The 14758-nt window shown below is 72.8% G+C and carries 14 protein-coding genes; 6 read left to right on the forward strand and 8 right to left on the reverse strand.

Annotated elements, in window-relative coordinates; translation table 11 throughout:
- Window positions 1-103 precede the first annotated feature (103 nt).
- On the forward strand, window positions 104-1282 hold the full coding sequence (locus OHB01_RS37600; protein ID WP_328710578.1) for an ROK family transcriptional regulator: 1179 nt from the start codon (window positions 104-106) through the stop codon (window positions 1280-1282).
- Window positions 1283-1452: 170 nt separating this feature from the next.
- Here the strand turns inward: OHB01_RS37600 and OHB01_RS37605 are convergent, their stop codons facing one another.
- From OHB01_RS37605 to OHB01_RS37635, 7 genes are read right to left on the reverse strand one after another with little or no spacing between them, the layout of a single operon-like run.
- Complete coding sequence (locus OHB01_RS37605) at window positions 1453-2778, reverse strand: alkaline phosphatase family protein (RefSeq protein WP_147942405.1); 1326 nt, start codon at window positions 2776-2778, stop codon at window positions 1453-1455.
- On the reverse strand, window positions 2778-3890 hold the full coding sequence (eboE, locus tag OHB01_RS37610; RefSeq protein WP_328854644.1) for a metabolite traffic protein EboE: 1113 nt from the start codon (window positions 3888-3890) through the stop codon (window positions 2778-2780). The genes OHB01_RS37605 and eboE overlap by 1 nt, the downstream gene beginning before the upstream one ends.
- Before the next feature lie 2 nt (window positions 3891-3892).
- On the reverse strand, window positions 3893-4735 hold the full coding sequence (locus OHB01_RS37615; protein WP_142645462.1) for a TatD family hydrolase: 843 nt from the start codon (window positions 4733-4735) through the stop codon (window positions 3893-3895).
- Window positions 4736-4740: 5 nt separating this feature from the next.
- Complete coding sequence (locus OHB01_RS37620; RefSeq protein WP_142645463.1) at window positions 4741-5244, reverse strand: EboA domain-containing protein; 504 nt, start codon at window positions 5242-5244, stop codon at window positions 4741-4743.
- The gene (locus OHB01_RS37625; protein WP_142645464.1) at window positions 5204-6058 is read right to left on the reverse strand and encodes a sugar phosphate isomerase/epimerase family protein; all 855 of its coding nucleotides are present in this window, start codon (window positions 6056-6058) and stop codon (window positions 5204-5206) included. The genes OHB01_RS37620 and OHB01_RS37625 overlap by 41 nt, the downstream gene beginning before the upstream one ends.
- Complete coding sequence (locus tag OHB01_RS37630) at window positions 6055-6900, reverse strand: SCO3242 family prenyltransferase (RefSeq protein WP_147942407.1); 846 nt, start codon at window positions 6898-6900, stop codon at window positions 6055-6057. The genes OHB01_RS37625 and OHB01_RS37630 overlap by 4 nt, the downstream gene beginning before the upstream one ends.
- Window positions 6897-8039 (reverse strand): inositol-3-phosphate synthase, encoded by a 1143-nt coding sequence (locus tag OHB01_RS37635; protein ID WP_328854645.1) that lies wholly within the window; start codon window positions 8037-8039, stop codon window positions 6897-6899. The genes OHB01_RS37630 and OHB01_RS37635 overlap by 4 nt, the downstream gene beginning before the upstream one ends.
- 422 nt (window positions 8040-8461) lie before the next feature.
- On the opposite strand from OHB01_RS37635, the gene OHB01_RS37640 reads away from it, so the two are divergent.
- Both OHB01_RS37640 and OHB01_RS37645 read left to right on the forward strand, forming a co-directional pair.
- Window positions 8462-9601: a sugar phosphate isomerase/epimerase family protein gene (locus tag OHB01_RS37640; RefSeq protein WP_142645467.1), complete on the forward strand. Its 1140-nt coding sequence runs from the start codon at window positions 8462-8464 to the stop codon at window positions 9599-9601.
- A gap of 248 nt (window positions 9602-9849) precedes the next feature.
- Window positions 9850-10893 (forward strand): DUF4349 domain-containing protein, encoded by a 1044-nt coding sequence (locus tag OHB01_RS37645; protein WP_328854646.1) that lies wholly within the window; start codon window positions 9850-9852, stop codon window positions 10891-10893.
- 3 nt (window positions 10894-10896) lie between these two features.
- Here OHB01_RS37645 and hemE read toward each other — a convergent pair whose 3' ends face one another.
- A complete protein-coding gene (gene hemE / locus OHB01_RS37650; protein WP_142645469.1) occupies window positions 10897-11934 on the reverse strand; it encodes a uroporphyrinogen decarboxylase in 1038 nt (345 codons plus the stop codon).
- 567 nt (window positions 11935-12501) lie between these two features.
- Between hemE and OHB01_RS37655 the strand changes: the two genes are divergently transcribed.
- From OHB01_RS37655 to OHB01_RS37665, 3 genes are read left to right on the forward strand one after another with little or no spacing between them, the layout of a single operon-like run.
- Window positions 12502-13098: a DUF3000 domain-containing protein gene (locus tag OHB01_RS37655; protein ID WP_142624117.1), complete on the forward strand. Its 597-nt coding sequence runs from the start codon at window positions 12502-12504 to the stop codon at window positions 13096-13098.
- 3 nt (window positions 13099-13101) lie between these two features.
- The gene (locus tag OHB01_RS37660; protein ID WP_142645470.1) at window positions 13102-14325 is read left to right on the forward strand and encodes an HRDC domain-containing protein; all 1224 of its coding nucleotides are present in this window, start codon (window positions 13102-13104) and stop codon (window positions 14323-14325) included.
- A gap of 1 nt (window position 14326) precedes the next feature.
- On the forward strand, window positions 14327-14713 hold the full coding sequence (locus tag OHB01_RS37665) for a glyoxalase (RefSeq protein WP_142645471.1): 387 nt from the start codon (window positions 14327-14329) through the stop codon (window positions 14711-14713).
- Window positions 14714-14758 lie beyond the last annotated feature (45 nt).

Consider the following 14758-nt stretch of genomic DNA (forward strand, 5'->3'; position numbering starts at 1 on the left):
GCAAAAAGTAACGGTTCCCTGTAATAAAGTTGTTGTAGTAAGAGCAGAAGTCCAGTCACTTCTGGACAGGCATCCCGAGTCCCCGACCGAAGAGCGGAAGCGAATGACGGCTCGCCCCGAGAACCCGCACCAGTCGCGGATCCTGCGCCTCCTGCGTCAGGACGGCGCGCGTTCACGCGCCGAACTCGGCGAGGTGGCCCGCCTGTCACCGTCGAAGCTCGCACTCGAGCTCGACCGGCTCGCCAAGCTGAACCTCATCGAGTCGGGCGGGCTCGCCGCCTCGCGAGGCGGCCGCCGGTCGGGCATCGTACGGGTCGCCTCACACCTGCGGTTCGTCGGGATCGACATCGGCGCCACATCCATCGACGTCGGGGTGACCAACGGCGAGCTGGAGGTGCTCGGCCACCTGTCGAAACCGGCCGACGTGCGCGACGGCCCCGAGGCCGTGCTGGAGCAGGCCCTTGAACTGGTCGGCAAGCTGCGGACCGGCGAGACGACCGAGATCCACGGCGTCGGGATCGGGGTCCCCGGCCCGGTGAGCTTCCTCGACAGGACGCCGGTCTCGCCCCCGATCATGCCGGGCTGGGACCGCTTCCCCGTACGGGAGACGCTGAGCCGCGAGTTCGGCTGCCCGGTGCTCGTGGACAACGACGTGAACATCATGGCACTGGGCGAGCTGCACGCGGGCCTGGCCAGGGCCGTCGGCGACTTCCTGCTCGTGAAGATCGGCACCGGCATCGGCTGCGGCATCGTGGTGGACGGCGAGATCTACCGCGGGGTGACCGGCAGCGCCGGTGACATCGGCCACATCCGGGTGTCCGACGACGGCCCGGTGTGCACCTGCGGCAACACCGGCTGCCTGGAGGCCTACTTCGGCGGCGCGGCGCTGGCCCGCGACGCCCGGGCCGCCGCGGAGTCGGGCGACTCCCTCTTCCTGGCCGAACGGCTCGCGCAGGAAGGCGTGCTGACGGCGGAGGACGTCGCCGCCGCGGTGGCCTCGGGAGACGCCGCCGCCGTACGGATGATCCGTGAGGGCGGGCGGCACGTGGGCATGGTGCTGGCGTCGCTCGTGAGCTTCTTCAACCCCGGCCTGGTGATCATCGGGGGTGGGGTGGCCGGTCTGGGCCACGCGTTGCTCGCGGAGATCCGCAGCGTCGTCTACCAGCGCTCGCTGCCGCTGGCGACCGGCAACCTGCCCATCGTGCTGTCCGAGCTCGGCGACACGGCCGGGATCATCGGGGCGACCCGGCTGATCAGCGACCACGTCTTCTCTGCCGAGTAGGCACGCCCCGAGTCGGCACGCGTGAGATGGGCACGCGCCATGGGTGCACGTGCGAGTTGAGCACGCCGAGTTGAGCACGCGCCGCCGGAGCGCGCGCCCCGCGTGAGCCGGTCAGAACGCGGGACGGCCGCCGCCCCACTCAGAGGGGACGGCGGCCGTCTTCCGCCGGCTCAGCCCTTCAGCAGCTGCGTGATCAGGCCCTTGACCTCGGTCGCGGCGTAGGCGTCCTTGTCGAAGGGGCCGAGCAGCACCGGTCCGTCCGCCGCCGCGTCGGGCAGGCGGCCGTGGCTGCCGCGCACCGGCTCGGGGTCGAGCGGGACTACCGACATCTTGTAGCGCATGCCCATCTTCTTGCGGGCCAGCGCCGCGCCCGCGCGCAGCTTCACGAACGGGTCGTCGGGGTCCATGAACAGCTCCGCCGGGTCGTACCCGGGCTTGCGGTGGATCTCCACGAGCTTCGCGAAGTCGGGCGCCCGGTCGTCGGACAGCCAGTAGTAGTACGTGAACCACGCGTCCGGCTCCGCCACGGCGACCAGGTCGCCGGCCCGCTCGTGGTCGAGGCCGTACGCCGCCTTGCCCTCCTGGCCCAGCACCTCGTCCACGCCCGGCAGCTCGGCCACGACGTCCCGTGCGCGGGGCAGGTCGGCGGGGTCGTTCACGTAGACGTGGGCGACCTGGTGGTCGGCGACCGCGAAGGCACGGGAGGCCCAGGGATCGAGATACTCCATGCCGTCCTGGGTGTAGACCTCCAGCAGCCCGGCCCGGCGCAGCGCCCGGTTGACGTCGACCGGGCGGGACGCGTTGGTGATGCCGTACTCCGACAGCACGATCACGGTGGCGTCCTCCCGCAACAGCGGCGCGAGCGCGGCGTCCACCTCCCGTGCCGCCGCGACCGCCTGGGGCGCGTCGGGCCCGAAGCGCTGCAGGTCGTAGTCGAGGTGCGGGATGTAGACCATGAGCAGGTCGGGCCGTTCCTTCGCGAGGATCCGGCGGGCGGCCGCGATGATCCACTTGGACGAGGTGATGCTCGCCGTCGGACCCCAGTAGGTGAACAGCGGGAACTCGCCCAGCTCGGCGACCAGGTCGTCGTGCAGCGACGGCGGCCTGGTGTAGCAGTCGGGCTCCTTGCGCCCGTCGGCGTAGTAGATCGGGCGCGGGGTGACGATGAAGTCGCTGGAGCCGCCCATGGCGTACCACCAGCAGACGTTGGCCGTGCGGATCCCGGGCACCGCGTCCCAGAGCTGCTCGCCCTGGATCAGCCGGTTGTGCTGCCGCCACAGGAAGACCTCGCCGAGGTCCCGGAAGTACCAGCCGTTGCCGACGATGCCGTGGTCGCGCGGCATCGATCCGGTCAGCAGGGTCGCCTGCACCGAGCAGGTCACGGCGGGCAGCACGGGCCGCAGCGACGCGGCGGCGCCGACCTTGGCCACGTTCGGCATGTGCGCCAGCAGGCGCGGGGTCAGGCCGACGACGTTCACGACGACGACGGGTGCCATCAGATCTCCTTGAGTCCGAGTGCGGCGAGCCGCCGCCGGGTCCAGTCCAGCTCGGCCGCGATGCCCTCGGCGACATCCACCGGGCCGGGCAGCACGCTCCAGGTGTAGGTCTCGACCTCCAGGTGCCGGGTGAGGGGGGCGTCGGCGGAGGCCAGGAGGCGCTTCAGCAGGTCCTCCAGATAGGGAGTGGTCGTGGTGAGCGGGGGCGGCGGCGCGGCGTGCAGCGGCATGTGGAAGTGCGTGCGCCACGGCAGGTCCGCCGGGAGCCCGCCGGCCAGCGCCTCCGGCAGGTCGTCGGTGTATCCGGCCGCGCAGCGCGTCTGGTGGAGATATCGCTCCTCCTCGTACGCCGCCAGCGCCGGCTGGCCGCCCGGCGGCGTCTCGACGGCGGAGGAGACCTGGAGCTTCACGATCGGCAGCCCCAGGCCGGCCGCGTCGGCGGCGTCCTCGAAGCCGACGGCGAGGTGGCAGGCGTCGAGGCAGACGCCGAGGTGCGCGGGGTCGGTGCCGGCCAGCAGCTCGACCGCCTGGGGGGTGGTCTCCACGATGCAGCCCGGCTCGGGCTCGAACCCGACGCGGATCGTCTTGCCGGTGCGCTCCGCCAGCGCCCGCAGGCCGCTGGTGAGCGCGTCGAGGTTGGCGGCGACGGCCCCGGCCTTGTCGGACGTCCAGCCGGTGCGCCAGGCGAGGGGCAGCGTCGAGATCGAGCCCTCGGTCACGTCGTCCGGCAGCAGCGCGGTGAGGATCTCGGCCAGGTCGAGGGTGTAGGCGAGCCGCTCCGGCTCCGCCCAGTCGGGCCGGTAAACCCGGAGTTTCACGACCTGGTCGTGGAAGCCCTGGTAGGGGAAGCCGTTGAGGGTGACGACCTCCAGCCCCAGCTCGTCCAGCCGGGCACGCAGCCGCGCCAGCTCGCCGGGGTCGGCGCGCAGCGCCCGCGCCGCGCCGGACGACAGCCACAGCCCGAGGCCGAGCACGGGCGCGCCGGTCAGCGCCCGCACCCGGGCGGCGACGCCGGAGAGCTGGTCGTGGATCCCGGCGAGGTCCTCGGCGGGGTGGACGTTGGTGCAGTAGGCCAGATGGACGACGGATCCCGAGGGATGGAGCAGGCGCATGGTCAGCGCGTCCCTCGGAGGATCGTGTTGCCCTCGTAGTCGCCGCCCGACTCGACGTCGTCCAGCGACAGGCGCCCGCTCTGGCCGTAGAACGCCACCGGGTTGCGCCACAGCACCTGGTCGACGTCGTCGTCGGTGAATCCGGCGGCCAGCATGGCCTCGCCGACCTCGCGGGTCTTGAGCACGTCGCTGCGGCCCCAGTCGGCGGCGGAGTTCACGATCATCCGCTCGGTGCCGTACTCCTTGAGGATCGCCACCATCCGCTCGGGGTCCATCTTCGTGTCCGGGTAGATCGAGAAGCCCATCCAGCAGCCGGCCTCGTGGACCATGCCGACGGTCAGCTCGTTGAGGTGGTCGACCAGCACCGTGCCGGGGTCCAGACCCTTGACCACGTCGAGCGTGCGCCGGGTGCCCGCCGCCTTGTCGCGGTGCGGCGTGTGCACGAGCACCGGCAGGCCGTGCTCCTCGGCGAGCGCGAGCTGGGCCTCGAAGACGCGGTCCTCCTCCGGCGTCATCGAGTCGTAGCCCACCTCGCCGACCGCGACCACCGAGTCCTTCAGCAGATAGCGGGGCAGCTCGTCGAGCACGCCCGCGCAGCGCGGGTCGTTGGCCTCCTTGGGGTTGAGCGCGAGCGTGCAGTGGTGGCGGATGCCGTACTGCGCGGCGCGGTAGGGCTCCCAGCCGAGCAGGGCGTCGAAGTAGTCGATGAAGCTGCCGACGTTCGTGCGCGGCTGGCCGAGCCAGAAGGCGGGCTCCACGACGGCCCGCACTCCGGCGGCGTACATGCGCTCGTAGTCGTCGGTCGTGCGGGACGTCATGTGGACGTGGGGGTCGAAGATCCTCATCGGAGTCAGAGCCTCTCGAGAACGTCGGGGGGAACGGGACGCCCGGCCGCGCGGCGCTCGGCGGCGAAGTCCGCGAGCATGCGCCGCAGCTCCTCGTCGAACCGCCGGTCGAGGCCCTCGACCGACGTGAGCGGGACGGACATGAAGACGCACTTGAGCACGCCCTGCCGGAAGGCGTGGTCGTCCAGCCAGGCCGAGCCGTACGGGCCGAGCGCGGCGGCGACCAGCCGGGTGTCGTTGGTCCGCAGGGCGTCATGGACGAGCGGGAGAGCGGCCGGACCGAGGTCGAGCTGCGGAAGCGACTCCAGGATCTCCAGCCGCTCCCCCGCGTCGCCCTGCCAGTAGAGCTTCATGACGGCCGCCGCCGGGTCGGGCAGGGCCTTCCCCAGCGCCGTCAGCAGCTCGGTGCGGGCTCCGGGGCCGCCCTCCCGCGCCGCCCGTGGGAACAGCGCGTAGACGGTCTCCGGATCACGCTCGACGTCGGCTACGGCCCGCGCCAGCCAGCTCATGTGCCCTCCTCAGGAATTCGATCGACCTTCTCGCCACCTCGGGCGCCGCGTGGCTGTGCCTGGCCAGCTCGACGGCGACCAGCCCGCCGAAGCCCTCCAGGGCGGCGAGCACGGGCGGGAAGTCGATCTCGCCCTCGCCGAACTCGAGATGCTCGTGGACGCCCCGCCGCATGTCCTCGATCTGCACGTGCACCAGATGCGGCAGCGCCCGCTCGACGCACTCGGGCACGTCGTACGGCTCCAGGCAGCGGCAGTGCCCGATGTCGAGGGTGAGGCCGAACCTCGGGTGGCCGCCGAGCAGGCCGCGCAGCCGTTCGTATCCGGCGAGGTCCGCCACGAGCATGCCCGGCTCGGGCTCGAACCCGAGCGTGACGCCTGTCGTCTCGGCCTCGGCGAGCAGGCGCTCGCAGTGCCGTACGAGCCGGTCCCAGGCCTCGTGCTCGGACACCTCGGGCGGCCGGATGCCGCTCCACAGGTGCACCACGGGGGCGCCGAGGTCGGCCGCGATCCGCATCGCCTCGCCCAGGAAGCGGACGCGCGGCTCCGCGTCGTCGTGCAGCAGGGTCGGGAAGTGCTTGCGCCGGGGGTCGAGCGTGAAACGGCCGCCCGTCTCGACGGCGAGGGCCAGGCCGAGCCGCCCCGCCAGCGCCGCGATCCGCCCGACCTCCGCCGGGGAGGCGCCGGGCATGAGGTGCCCGTGGTCGAGCGAGACCGCCGCGCCGGTGTAGCCGAGGCCGGCGAGCACCTCCAGCGTCTGGTCCAGCGGGTGGTCGCGGAAGCCGTTGGTGCAGTAGGCCCAGGTGAGCGAGGTCACGACGTGGACACCTTCGCCGACAGCCACCGGCCGGCGGGCAGCGCGGCCAGCAGCGCCGCCGCCTGGGCGAACCTGCCCCGCCCGGCCACCGCGGCCGCCTGCAACGGGATCAGGCCGAGGATGCTCATCCGCACCGCCTGCCGCACCTGCTCGGGGTCGGGGTCGGCGCGCAGCGCCGCCTGGGCCCTTCCCGCGGTGGCCAGGTAGCCGGCGATCATCGCGGCGGCGCCCAGCCGTCCGGTGGTGTCGCCGCCGCGGCAGGCGACGGCGGCCAGCGCCGCGGACGCGCCGGTGGCGGTGAGCGCCTGGGCGATGGTCGCGGGGGTGGCGCCGTCCACCTCGGCGCGGCCGAGCAGGGTGATCCCGTAGGTGTGGGCGCCGACGGCCAGCGCCATGGGGGCGGCCGCCCGCATGCGCGGGCCCGCCCCGAGCAAAACGTCGAGCACGCGGCAGGCCGCCATCGCGGCCGGGCCCGCCGCCGTGTGCTTGAGGCGCAGGTCGTAGGCCCAGGCCGCGCCGGCGAGCAGGCCCGCGAGCGCGAGCCCGCGCCGTCCGCCGGCGACCGCGGCGGTGGCCACCCCGGCGCCGGTCAAGGCGGCGGCGAGGCCGAGGGCGCCCGCCGGGCTGATCCGGCCGGAGGGGATGGGCCGTTCCGGCCGCTCCTTGGCGTCGAGCTTGCGATCGGACCAGTCGTTGAGCGCCATTCCGGCCCAGTAGAGCAGCACAGACGCGGCGGCGAGGCCGGGCCGGGCCGATCGTCCGGCCGCCGCCGCACCGGCCAGCGTGTCCCCGGGAACCGACAGCGCGGCCGGTGCGCGGACCAGCTCCAGCCAGGCCCTCATGACCGCCCCTCCGACAGCTCGTGCGCGAACGCCGCCAGCCGGGCGTACTGGCCGGGCAGGTCGTGCCCGCCGCCGCCCAGCGGGTCCTTGAAGAAGTAGCCGAGCTCGGGGAGCACGCCGCGGTGCCCGGCCTCGTGGGCCCGCGCGACGAGCCGCACGAGATCGAGGACGAGCGGGGCGGCCAGCGCCGAGTCGCATCCCTGCCAGGTGAACTGCATGGTCATCCGGACGCCGAGGAATCCCTCGAACGTGATGTGGTCCCAGGCGGTCTTCCACTCGCCGAGGTCGGCCACGTAGTCGATGTGCGTCAGGCCCTCGACGTCGTCGCCCACGATCGCGGGGACTGCCCGCGCCTTGCTGGCCGACTTGCTCTCCCGTGCCGCCGGGTCGGCCAGCGTGGCGCCGTCACCGCCGCCGAGGAGGTTGAGCCCCGACCACGAGCGGACCCGCAGCGCGCGGCCGGCGAACATCGGCGCGAGCGCGCTCTTGACCAGCGTCTCCCCGGTCTTGCCGTCGCGTCCCGCGTACGGCAGGCCGCGCCGCCGGGCCAGCTCGTCCAGTGCGGGGGGCGTCGGGCCGGTGGAGGGGGTGAACGCGACGTAGCCGCATCCGGCCGTGAACGCCGCGTAGGCGTACAGGGAGCTGGCGGGGAGCACATCCTGTCCGGACGCGAGCGCCTCGTCCAGGTCGGCGAGCGTGGCGTACGGCACCTCGGCGGGAGGCTCGGTCGACGACACGTCCACCACGACGACGCGGGACAGGCCATGCCGCTCCCGGAAGTCCGCGATGTCCGCGGCCAGCCGCCGCGCGGCCTGCGCCTGGCTCTCCTCGCCGGGGACGTAGCCGTGCCTGATCTCGGCCTCGGCGGCGTCGAGGGCCGTGGCGAGCAGGCTCGTCAGGGCGGGAGGGAGCACGCCGGCCTGGGCGAGCAGCTCGGCCCTCTTGCGCAGCGGGAGGGCGACCACGTCGTGACCACCGAACACCAGGTCGCCCAGGGGGGTGAAGTCCCCGGGGAAGTTCGCGGCCTCGATGACGCACCCGGTGGGCGGAGCCGCTCCCGCCCGAACCGCCGCCGCCCCGACCACCGCCGTGGTCGCGACGGACCCTCGGGCGCCGACCAGCCAGACACCGATGGGCACTGTAACTCTCCCGTCAACTCGGGTATGAAGGATCACCCGGAACATTCGGATACTAAGAGGGATCTTTCGGCACTGACAAGCAAAAGTTTCCTGACAGGAGACGGAAAGTTACGTCACCCGCCTACGAACAGTGCGACAGGATCCCGGCCGCCGGCCCTCACCGCCGCGTCACGCCCGGACACGACGACCCCTGTGTTGACGAATTCCGTGCGCAACCTCCGACTTTGTCCTCTTAATGACGAAAGTCAAAAGGATTATGCCGAAACTTCTTCCCCATTGGGTAAAAGTCGCGTAACTTGCTCGCCAGGTGCCCCGCACAGTCGCACGGGGCCGAAGTGAGACGAAGGGAACGGAGGCACCCGCGGCACGGCCGCGTCATCGGGGGGATCAGGGTTCTTCACGCAGATGGAGTTGGCACGACGATGAGCGCGTACGAAGAAGAGATCGAGACCGCCGGCACCCTCGGCCGCAGGCTGGGCCTCAACCGCCGGCGGTTCCTCGCGGCCACGACCGGCATGGCGGCTGCCGCCGCCGTGGCCGCGGCCGGCCCGATGAAGTCGGCCGCGCAGGCGGCGGCCGCGGGCAACGGCGTGCTCGTGCCGCCCGGCAAGCGGGGCATCATCCTCTACACCGTGCGCGACGCCACCGCACGCGACCCGCTGTCGACCACTCTCCCGTCCGGCTTCCGCGCCGTGTTCGAGGAGCTCAGCCGGATCGGCTACAAGCAGGTGGAGTTCGCCGGTTACAGCCAGCACGCCAACGCCGAGGGCGGCGCCGACCTGGAGACCGTCGAGGGCGCCCGCCTGCTGCGCACCTGGCTGGACGACAACGGCCTGGAGGCCGAGGGCAACCACGGCTTCATCCCCGGCTCCTGGCCGCTGAGCCAGGCCGACCTCGACCGCTTCAAGCTCCACCTGGAGATCGCCAACATCCTCGGCATGGGCCACGTCGGCACCGGCAACGACCCCACCAGCAGCGCGTACAAGGCCGACTGGGACGTGGCCGCCGAGAAGTGGAACACGCTGGGCGAGATCGCCACCGCGGCCGGCCTCAAGCTCTACACCCACAACCACGACGTGGCCTACAGCTTCCTGCTCGACAGCGGCCCGCTCGACGCCCAGGGCAGGCCCACCCGTTCCTCCGGCATCCGCCGCCTCGAGTACTTCCTCACGCAGACCGACCCGGGCAAGGTCTGGCTGGAGATGGACATCTTCTGGGCGCACGTGGCCCAGTACAAGTACAAGACCTACACCGCGCCCGACGGCTCCACCCAGACGCAGGTCTTCAACCCGCTCGGCGTCGTGCAGGCCCAGACGAAGCGGTTCCCGCTGTTCCACGCCAAGGACGGCAAGATCAACACCGCCACGTCCAACGGCTACGACATGGTTCCGTTCGGCACCGGCGACATCGACTACAAGACCTTCTTCTCGCAGATGGGCGCCAAGGGCTACCACAACCCGATGTACGAGCAGGACAACGCGCCCGGCGGCTCGGCCAACCCGGCGCAGTCGCTGCAGTACGCCGAGCTGAGCTACAAGAACATCGCCAAGCTCCGCGGCTGAGGCCCGCCGGGCGCCCCGGCCCGTCATCCGCTGCCGCGAGCGACGCGCTCGTCCGCGACGCGAGGGCGCTCGCCGAGCGGCCGCGCGGTCAGGAGGCCCCCCGTGGGTCCGGCCCGGCCCGGCCGGGCTCACGGGGCACCACACCCCCCACCCGGCCTCCGCGGAGACGCCGGCGGCCACGGCGGCATCGTGATGCCATCGTGATCGCCGGCGTCGAACCCTCCCCGCCGGTGAACCGATTAAAGGGCATGAGGCAGATCCGGTACGGCGCGGCGGCCCTGGCGGCCGTCGCCTTTCTGGTGACGGGATGCGGCGGCTCGGGCACGTCCATGAGCGACGCGGCCGGCGGCGCCGGCACCGCAGCGGACGCGGAGGCCCCCGTGGCCGCGATCACGCCCGGGGGCGCGGCTCAGGAGCGGGCGCCCGCGACAGGCGGCGGGAACGGCGGGGGCGGCGGGCTGGAGAAGACCCGGATCGACCCGGCCGACCGGGCGATCATCTATCAGGCCGAGCTCAGCGTCGAGGCCGAGAAGGTCGCGGCGGCGGCCGACCGCGCGAAGGCGATCGTGACGGGCGCCGGTGGATACGTCGCCGAGGAGCGCAGCGAGACCATCCCCGGCGGCGAACAGTCGACGATCACGTTCAAGGTGCCCCCGGCGCGCTATGCCGACGTGCTGGCCCAGCTCGGGCGCGATCTCGGCAAACGCCTGTCGGTGCGGCAGAACGCGCAGGACGTCACCGAGGAGGTCGCCGACGTCGCCAGCCGGGTGAAGTCGGCCGAGGCCGCGCTCGGGCAGTTCCGCACGCTGCTGTCGAAGGCGAACAAGATCGGCGAGATCCTGGAGATCGAACGGGAGATCTCCAGCCGCGAGGCCGATCTGGAGTCGCTGCAGGCCCGGCAGAAGGCCCTGGAGGCGCAGACCGGCATGGCCACCGTGACGCTCACCCTGCTGCCCCGGCCGCAGTCCTCGCCCCGGCCCGAGAAGAAGGACGACGCGGGCGGCTTCCTCGCCGGGCTGCGCACCGGGTGGGACACCCTGACCACGTCGACCGTGGTGGCGCTGACCGTGCTGGGCGCGCTGCTGCCCTGGCTCGTCGTGGCGGGAGTGGTGTGGCTGGCCGTACGGATGATCATGCGCCGGCTGCGCCCCCGCGCCACCCCGCCGGCCGGTCCGGTGCCCCCCGGCGCCGTGCCTCCCGCTCCCGGCTCGCCGGGGCCGCAGGAGGACGGTGACGAGAACCGGGACGCGAACCGGGATCAGGACCGGGAGTCCGAGCGCACGCCGGGGTAGCGCTCAGCGGGCCGACGACTCGTGGACGAACTCGGTGAGCCGGGTGAGCTGGCCGGGGTCGGTCGAGGGAAGCACGCCGTGGCCGAGGTTGAACACATGCCCCTCGGCCACCCGGCCCCGTTCGAGCACGTCCCTGGCCCGCCTCTCGACGACCTCCCAGGGCGCGAGCAGGATCGCCGGGTCGAGGTTGCCCTGCAGGGCCTTGCCCGCGCCGACGCGCAGCGCGGCCTCGTCGAGCGGCACCCGCCAGTCGACGCCCACCACGTCGGCCCCGGCCTCGCCCATGAGGCCGAGCAGCTCGCCGGTGCCGACGCCGAAGTGGATGCGCGGCACGCCGAGGTCCGCCAGCCCGGCGAAGATCCGGCTGGTGTGCGGCAGCACGTAGGTGCGGTAGTCCTGCGGCGCGACCGCGCCCACCCACGAGTCGAAGAGCTGTACGGCCGAGGCTCCCGCCGCGACCTGCACGCGCAGGAAGGCGAGCGTGATCGTGGCGAGCCGCTCCATCAGCTCGTGCCACAGCTCGGGCTCGCCGTACATCATGGCCTTGGTGCGGTCGTGGTTCTTGGAGGGGCCGCCCTCGATCAGGTAGGACGCGAGCGTGAACGGCCCTCCCGCGAAGCCGATCAGCGGGGTGCCGCCCAGCTCGCCGGTGAGCGCGCCGATCGCCTCCGTCACGTACGGGACGTCGTCGGGCTCCAGCGGCCGCAGGACATCCATGCCCGCCTTGTCGCGGATGGGGGTCCCGACGACCGGGCCGACGCCCGGCTTGATGTCGAGGTCGACGCCGATGGCCTTGAGCGGCACCACGATGTCGCTGAAGAAGATCGCCGCGTCCGTGCCGTACCTGCGGACCGGCTGCATGGTGATCTCGACCACCAGGTCGGGCGTGGCGCAGGCGGTGAGCATCTCGACGCCCGCGCGCACCCTGCGGTATTCGGGCAGCGACCGCCCGGCCTGGCGCATGAACCACACCGGCGTGTGCGGAACGGGCTCGCGCCGGCACGCGCGAATGAAAACGGAATCGGCGAGCTGGGGTTTCACGGCACCAGCCTGCCATGCCCTGGCGGCGCCCGACGCCGGGACCCATGACCTGGGACTCCAGAACGCCGCGCGGACGACCGTTGATCGCGTAAGGTGAACCCCATCCCCACCTGTGAGTCATCTCACAGCTCGGCAATGTGTTCGCCAATCAGCCATCCGGCATCGATTCCAATACCACTTTCGAGACACGCCGAGTGCGATGCGGGGAAATGTCGCCGGGACGTGCCAACGTCGGATCAGTCCCGAGCGACCGCCACGACCGTGGATCCGACGAGAGGCCCCGGAGCGATGACTTCGATGTGGAGTTCCCCCGAACGCCGCACTGAGCGCTGTGCCGGCAGCGACGCCGCGCGCCCCGCCCGCCCGAGCGGCGCGCCGTGCGCGACGGGGCGGCGAGACCGCGCGGACGGCCGCGGCGACCGCCGGGATCGCGTGCTCGGAGACGCCCCGGCGCGTACGGCCGATCAGGTGACGGTCCGACTGGCGGCGACGGTTTGACGACTTCCGATGCCCCCCACAGCCACCCCCCTGCTTCGCGCTATCCCGAATCCGACCTACTCTTCCGTCATGACCCTCGGTGAACCGCCTGCGCCTCCCGCCGCCTTCCGGCGCGCGCTCGAGACGCTGCGCCCCGCCGAGGTGCGGCCGGAGATCGAGCTGGAGGACATTCCCGCACCCCAGCGGCTCGCACCGTATTCCGGTGCCGTCGGGGCCTCGGTGTACCGTGACGACGACGAACTCGCCGTCGGCCGCCTGATCATGCTGTTCGACCCCGAGGGGCAGCGCGGCTGGGAGGGACCGTTCCGCCTCGTCGCCTACGTACGCGCCGACATGGAGCCGGAGATGACCACAGACCCGCTGCTGGGGCCGGTGGCCTGGAGCTGGCTCACCGAGGCGCTCGACGCCCACGGCGCGACGTACGCCGCGGTGGGCGGCACGGTCACCCGCGCCGTCTCCGAGGGTTTCGGCGGCAAGGCGGACGACCCCGTCACCACGGAGATCGAGCTGCGGGCCTCCTGGTCGCCGCTCGACGAGGACCTGTCGCCGCACGCCGCCGCGTGGTGCGACCTCATGTGCCTGGCCGCGGGCATCCCTCCGCTGCCCCCCGACGTCGCCACGCTGCATCCGCGCCCCGCCCGCCGAGATGATCCGAAAGTTCCTTAGCCCGTGACAGAACCCGTAGTCCAGCCGTTGTTGGAGCCGCGCGAGGGAATCCCGCCCGTCATCGAGGACTCCGCCGCACTCGCGGCCGCCGTCGACGCCTTCGCCCGTGGGTCGGGGCCGGTGGCCGTCGACGCCGAGCGTGCCTCCGGATACCGCTACAGCGGCCGTGCCTACCTGGTGCAGCTGCGCCGGGCCGGCGCGGGCACCGCGCTGATCGACCCCATCAAGTGTCCCGACCTGTCCGCGCTGGACGAGGCCGTACGCGACGCCGAGATCGTCCTGCACGCCGCGAACCAGGACCTGCCATGCCTGGCCGAGCTCGGCTTCCGCCCGCGGCGGCTGTTCGACACCGAGCTGGCCGGGCGGCTGCTGGGCTACGAGCGGGTCGGCCTGGGCACGATGGTCGAGCTGGTCCTCGGCCTGCGGCTGGAGAAGGGGCACTCCGCCGCCGACTGGTCGGCCCGCCCGCTGCCGGAAGACTGGCTGCGCTACGCCGCGCTCGACGTCGAGGTGCTGGTCGAGCTGCGCGACGTGCTGCACGACGAGCTGGCCGACGCCGGCAAGCTGGAGTGGGCGCTGGAGGAGTTCGCGTCGATCCTGGCCGCGCCCGCCCATCCCCCGCGTACGGACCCCTGGCGGCGCACCTCGGGCATCCACCGGGTGCGCACGCTGCGCGGGCTCGCCGTGGTGCGGGAGCTGTGGACGCTGCGCGACGAGATCGCGCGGGAGGCCGATCTCGCGCCGGGCCGCGTGCTGCCGGACTCGGCGATAGTGCAGGCCGCCCTCGACCAGCCGCGTACGACGAAGGCCCTCACCGAGATCACGCCGTTCGTCGGCCGCAGCGCGCGCCGCCACCTCAACGACTGGCTGACGGCGGTGAACCGGGCCCGCACGATGCCGGAGGCGGCGCTGCCGCAGCCCGTGGGGCCCGGTGACGGTCCTCCCCCGGCCAACCGGTGGGCCGACCGCGACCCGGCCGCCGCCAAGCGGCTCGCGGCGGCGCGTGCCGTCGTCGCCACGCTCGCCGACGAGCACCGCATGCCGACGGAGAACCTCCTCCAGCCCGACGCCGTACGCAGGCTGACCTGGGAGCCGCCCGCGCCGGTCAGCGAGGAGACCGTGGCGGCCCGGCTGCGCTCGCTGGGCGCGCGGGAGTGGCAGATCGGCCTGACCGTCCACCCGCTGACCAAGGCGCTCGAACGGCTGGAGATCAAGGGAGAGGTGTGACGTGCGGGACGGGGACGCGGGCTCTTCCTTCGGCTATCGCCTGCACCACGTCCAGCTCGCCATCCCGCCCGGGGCGGAGGGCGACTGCCGCGCCTTCTACGTGGGCGTGCTCGGGATGACCGAGATCGGCAAGCCCCCCGTGCTCGCCGCGCGCGGGGGCCTGTGGGTGCGGGCCGGGGCCCTGGAGATCCACCTCGGTGTGGAGGGCGACTTCCGCCCGGCGCGCAAGGCGCACCCGGGCATCCTGGTGACCGGCCTCGACGACCTCGCCGCGCGCCTGACGTCCGCCGGCGTCGAGGTCTCCTGGGACCCGCACTTCCCCGGCCACCGCCGCTTCTACGCCCACGACAACGTCGGCAACCGGCTGGAGTTCCTCGAACCCCTGTGACCTCGAACCCCTGTGACCTCGAACCGCTGTGACCTCGAACCGCTG

It is taken from the genome of Microbispora hainanensis (assembly GCF_036186745.1).
GTDB lineage: Bacteria > Actinomycetota > Actinomycetes > Streptosporangiales > Streptosporangiaceae > Microbispora.